Below are 4,132 nucleotides of genomic sequence, written 5' to 3'. Positions count from 1 at the left end.
CTGAGCCAGATCCGCGGCCTCCCGGCCGCCGCGCCGGCTCTCGTCCGCGCAACGCCCCTCGAGCCCGCGATCTGGCTCGCCGCCGACGAGGCGTGAGCTTCGGGCTGGATAAACACCGCGCCGATGGCCCGGCATGAAGTCGCCGAGGCACGCAGTGACCCCGTGGTTCTGCTCCCCGATCGGCAAGCCGACGTCGGCAGAGCAAATCGCTTTGTCATTCCGGGGCGCCGCAGGCGAGCCCGGAACCCAGAGCCGCCGACGGTGCAAGATCGTGAGCTCGGCGGTTATGGATCCCGGGCTCCGCCGCGCGGCCCCGGGATGACACGCAGGGTGTTCGAACGTCCGTGTAAGGCGCGCCTCGATCGGGACCAGCAATGTCCCATGCGGTTGCCTCGATGCCCGCCGACACGCGCGACCGCCCTCGTCCATCCCCCGCGCTTATGGCCAAGCTGCCACAGTGTTGCCATCGAGTCACGGAGGGGCGGAACCGGCCGAGCGGGGCGGTTTGAGGCTTGGTTTTGGGACGCGAGCGTTTACCCCTTGGCGAGGATCGGCACGGCATCGTGCCCCGGTAATTCGCTGCGTTCCCACTCCATTTCGCGCCTGCCCCGAGAGGCTTTGATGCGTCGTTTCCTTCCCGCCCTCGTCGGGCTCTTCGGCGCGGTCGCCTGCACCGCGCCGGCGTTCGCCTACGAGATCGACCCGCTGACCCGTCAGCCTCTGAACGATGCGCTGTCCGTGCGGGTGCGCCCGCAGGCCATCGAGACCGTGGCGGTGCCGGTGGCCAACGCCTCCCTCAACCCGGCCGACCCCATGGACGCGGCGGTGCCGCAGATGTCGGCGATCCCGCGCGAGACCGTGGCGTATAGCGGCCCCTACGGCGCCGGCACGATCGTGGTCTCCACGGCCGAGCGGCGGCTCTATTACGTGATGGGCGGCGGCCAGGCCCTGCGCTACGGCGTCGGCGTCGGCCGTCCGGGCTTCACCTGGGGCGGCGTGCAGACCATCACGATGAAGCGCGAGTGGCCGGATTGGCGTCCGCCGTCGACCATGCTGCGCCGCCGGCCAGACCTGCCGCGCTACATGAAGGGCGGCCTCGAGAACCCCCTCGGCGCCCGCGCCATGTATCTCGGCGGCTCGATCTACCGGATCCACGGCTCGAACGAGCCGGAGACCATCGGCACCGCCGTCTCCTCGGGCTGCATCCGCATGACCAACGACGACGTCACCGACCTCTACACCCGCGCCAAGGTCGGCACGAAGGTCATCGTACAGCGCTGATTTTTTGGGACTTTTCGTTCAGGGCCGGCCGCGAGGTCGGCCCTTTTGCGTTCAGGCCTCGGGCATTGTCACAAGCGCATCGGGGCGCTTCACCTCGATCTCGATGAACGCGATCGGATGCTCCGACCCGTTCATGACGTCGTGCCGGATCCCGGCCGGCCGCATGTAGGATTGCCCGGCCGCCAGCAGGGTCTCGCTGACCGCCGCGCCGTCATGGACGCGCAGCACGCCCTCGACCAGCATCACCACGAAATACGGCCAGCCGTGCTCGTGCCAGCCGGTCACCGACCCGGGCGGAAAGTCCCAGCGGGTGATCCGGACCGTGGCGTCGTCCTGCTGGATCGTGGGCACTGCGGGGATCGTGCAGGTGAAGGCCATGGTGACTCCGAGGCTGGCGGGACGTCCGGCTCGCACCGAACGTCCAAAGATTAGGATGCGATCGCCGGCCGAAGCGCCGGTCAGATCTGAACGCCCGATCGGCCCGACCGCGCGTCACGGCGCTCCCGGCATCGAGGAGGGGGCACGGGCACCATGGCGGATTCCGATGATGACGACTTCGTCTTCGGAAGCCTCGTAGAAAATTAAATACGGGTAGGGTCGCACTGCGATGCACCGCAGATTTTTTAGGCTCGTCAACCGGCCGCTTCTCGGCTGATCCATAAGGAAATCGAGGACAATCTGGATCCGGCCCTGAACGCGTCGTGCCCCTTGAGGCGATGCCTGCGCGATCTCCGAGAGCACACGCTCAAGTTCCGCCGCCGCATCCGCAGTAAAGCGCAGTCTCAAAGCCCGTGCTTCGCCCAGATCGCCCGGATCTGCTCATCCGAAGCGAAATCACGCCGCTCCGCCTGGGCGCGCGAGTTCGCGAAAGACGCTTCTTCCTCCGGGCTGATCCGGTAGACAGGCTCGTCCTCGCCGGCGAGGCGCAGGAGGACGCCGGCCAGCTCGTCCTGGGTTTCGGAGGGCAGCATGCGCACGCGCGCGATGGCTCGGTCGAGAAGCTCCGTCATGCCGTCATCGTGCGTCGGAATCATTGCCGAGAGAAGTCGTCATGGCGCGGAAGCTGCCGGCTTTCTGACCAGTCGACCTCAATGGCAGCCGCACGAGCCCGAGCCGCAGCCCCCGGTCTGCTTCACCGGGGCGGTGCGCGCGGTCTCGCGGTCGAGTCCGCGCTCGGACAGTTCGGTGAGGTAGGTCTGCCAGCGGGATTCGTAGTCGCGGCCCAGCGTGTGGAGATAGCTCCAGCCGTAGATCCCAGTGTCGTGCATGTCGTCGAAGCCGAGCTTGACCGCGTAGTTGCCGATCTGCTCGACGGCCAGGATCGCCACGGCGCGCTTGCCGCCGATCACCTTGCGCTCCAGGGGCGAATGCCCCTGCACCTCGGCCGACGGGCTCGACACCCGCAGGTACTCGGCCGGCAGGGCGAAGCGCGCTCCGTCCTCGAAGGCGACGTTCAGCACCCGCCGGTCGGCCGACAGGCGGATCTCGGTCGGCCACAGATCCTCGTTCACGGGTCACACTCCTCAAGCATTCCGGGGCCGCGGCCCGGGGTCGGCTTGCCCACGACCGTATCGGGCATCATATGCTCAATCATGCTCGATGACATCTCCAGCACGCCGCAGGGGTTTTCGGCCGAGGCGCCCCGCGCGCCGAGTCCCGCACCGCTGATCGACCCGTTCCAGCGGGCGATCTCCTACCTGCGCATCTCCGTGACGGATCGCTGCGACCTTCGCTGCGCCTACTGCATGTCGGAGACCATGCAGTTCCTGCCCAAGCGCGACCTGCTGACCCTGGAGGAGCTGGACCGGCTCTGCGGCGTGTTCATCGCCCGGGGCGTGCGCAAGCTGCGGATCACCGGCGGCGAGCCGCTGGTCCGCCGCGACATCATGCACCTGTTCCGCCGCCTGTCGCGCCACCTCGATTCGGGCGCGCTGGACGAGTTGACGCTGACCACCAACGGCACGCAGCTCACGCGCTACGCCGCCGAGCTGGCGAGCCTCGGGGTGCGCCGGATCAACGTGTCCCTGGATACGCTGGACCCCCAGAAGTTCCGGGCGATCACCCGGCGGGGCGACCTGCCGGTGGTGCTCGACGGCATCGCAGCCGCGCGGGCGGCCGGCATGAAGGTCAAGATCAACGCGGTGGCGCTGCGCGACGTCAACGCCGACGAGATCCCCGACATGATCGCCTGGGCCCACGGGCTCGGCATGGACATGACGCTGATCGAGGTCATGCCGCTGGGCGAGATCGAGGCCGACCGCACCGACCAGTTCCTGCCCCTGTCGGTGGCCCGGCAGCGCCTGGAGAGCCGCTACACCCTGACGCCGCTCTCCGACCGCACCGGCGGCCCGGCGCGCTACGTCCGGGTCGAGGAGACCGGCGGCAAGCTCGGCTTCATCACGCCGCTGACCCACAATTTCTGCGAGAGCTGCAACCGGGTGCGCCTGACCTGCACCGGCCAGCTCTACCTGTGCCTCGGCCAGGAGGATTCGGCGGACCTGCGGGCGGTGCTGCGCGCCTCCCCAGATGACGCCGTGCTGGCCGCCGCCGTGGTCGAGGCGATCACCCGCAAGCCCAAGGGCCACGACTTCATCATCGAGCGCCAGCGCCCGGCCGCCGTGCCGCGGCACATGAGCGTGACGGGGGGGTAGCGCGCGGACACTCCGCCCCGCAGGGCGACGATGGTCCCACATCGGCCGGTGCAGGCCGCGACGCGCCCCCTCTCCCGTGCGGGCTAACGGATTCACACATCGCAGTCCGGATGGTTCTAGGCCGCAAGAGAACCCTATCCAAGGACAGCACGCGCCTTCCCTCCCCCCTCTGCGGGGGAGGGAAGGCGCGTGCTGTCCTT

At 68.7% G+C, this 4,132-nt stretch carries 6 protein-coding genes; 2 read left to right on the top strand and 4 right to left on the bottom strand.

The features are described 5' to 3' along the window. The first annotated feature begins 621 nt into the window (after nt 1–621). Nucleotides 622–1,281 carry a L,D-transpeptidase gene (locus tag FV228_RS22025; protein ID WP_147856557.1) on the top strand — a complete coding sequence of 220 codons (660 nt, stop codon included), beginning with the start codon at nt 622–624 and terminating at the stop codon, nt 1,279–1,281. A gap of 51 nt (nt 1,282–1,332) precedes the next feature. Here FV228_RS22025 and FV228_RS22020 read toward each other — a convergent pair whose 3' ends face one another. The 4 genes from FV228_RS22020 to FV228_RS22005 all read right to left on the bottom strand — a co-directional run bounded on the left by FV228_RS22020 (nt 1,333) and on the right by FV228_RS22005 (nt 2,792). Further along, nucleotides 1,333–1,659 carry a cupin domain-containing protein gene (locus FV228_RS22020; protein WP_147856556.1) on the bottom strand — a complete coding sequence of 109 codons (327 nt, stop codon included), beginning with the start codon at nt 1,657–1,659 and terminating at the stop codon, nt 1,333–1,335. Between the two features lie 114 nt (nt 1,660–1,773). Continuing rightward, nucleotides 1,774–2,067 carry a type II toxin-antitoxin system RelE/ParE family toxin gene (locus tag FV228_RS22015; protein WP_281406520.1) on the bottom strand — a complete coding sequence of 98 codons (294 nt, stop codon included), beginning with the start codon at nt 2,065–2,067 and terminating at the stop codon, nt 1,774–1,776. Continuing rightward, nucleotides 2,064–2,291 carry a hypothetical protein gene (locus tag FV228_RS22010; protein WP_147856555.1) on the bottom strand — a complete coding sequence of 76 codons (228 nt, stop codon included), beginning with the start codon at nt 2,289–2,291 and terminating at the stop codon, nt 2,064–2,066. Before FV228_RS22010 ends, FV228_RS22015 begins: the two co-directional genes overlap by 4 nt. A 78-nt stretch (nt 2,292–2,369) precedes the next feature. Further along, complete coding sequence (locus tag FV228_RS22005; protein ID WP_147856554.1) at nt 2,370–2,792, bottom strand: DUF971 domain-containing protein; 423 nt, start codon at nt 2,790–2,792, stop codon at nt 2,370–2,372. 81 nt (nt 2,793–2,873) lie between these two features. Between FV228_RS22005 and moaA the strand changes: the two genes are divergently transcribed. Then, a complete protein-coding gene (gene moaA / locus FV228_RS22000; protein WP_187277863.1) occupies nt 2,874–3,932 on the top strand; it encodes a GTP 3',8-cyclase MoaA in 1,059 nt (352 codons plus the stop codon). Nucleotides 3,933–4,132: the final 200 nt, after the last annotated feature.

The organism is Methylobacterium sp. WL18 (genome assembly GCF_008040015.1).
GTDB classification, from domain to species: Bacteria; Pseudomonadota; Alphaproteobacteria; order Rhizobiales; family Beijerinckiaceae; genus Methylobacterium; species Methylobacterium mesophilicum.
This window is presented reverse-complemented; position numbering and strand designations above follow the sequence as displayed.

What these genes read in the sequence shown, in the direction of transcription:
- FV228_RS22025 (WP_147856557.1), top strand. Translation starts at nt 622, where the DNA reads ATGCGTCGTTTCCTTCCCGCCCTCGTCGGGCTCTTCGGCGCGGTCGCC.
- FV228_RS22020 (WP_147856556.1), bottom strand. Translation starts at nt 1,659, where the DNA reads ATGGCCTTCACCTGCACGATCCCCGCAGTGCCCACGATCCAGCAGGAC.
- FV228_RS22010 (WP_147856555.1), bottom strand. Translation starts at nt 2,291, where the DNA reads ATGACGGAGCTTCTCGACCGAGCCATCGCGCGCGTGCGCATGCTGCCC.
- moaA (WP_187277863.1), top strand. Translation starts at nt 2,874, where the DNA reads ATGCTCGATGACATCTCCAGCACGCCGCAGGGGTTTTCGGCCGAGGCG.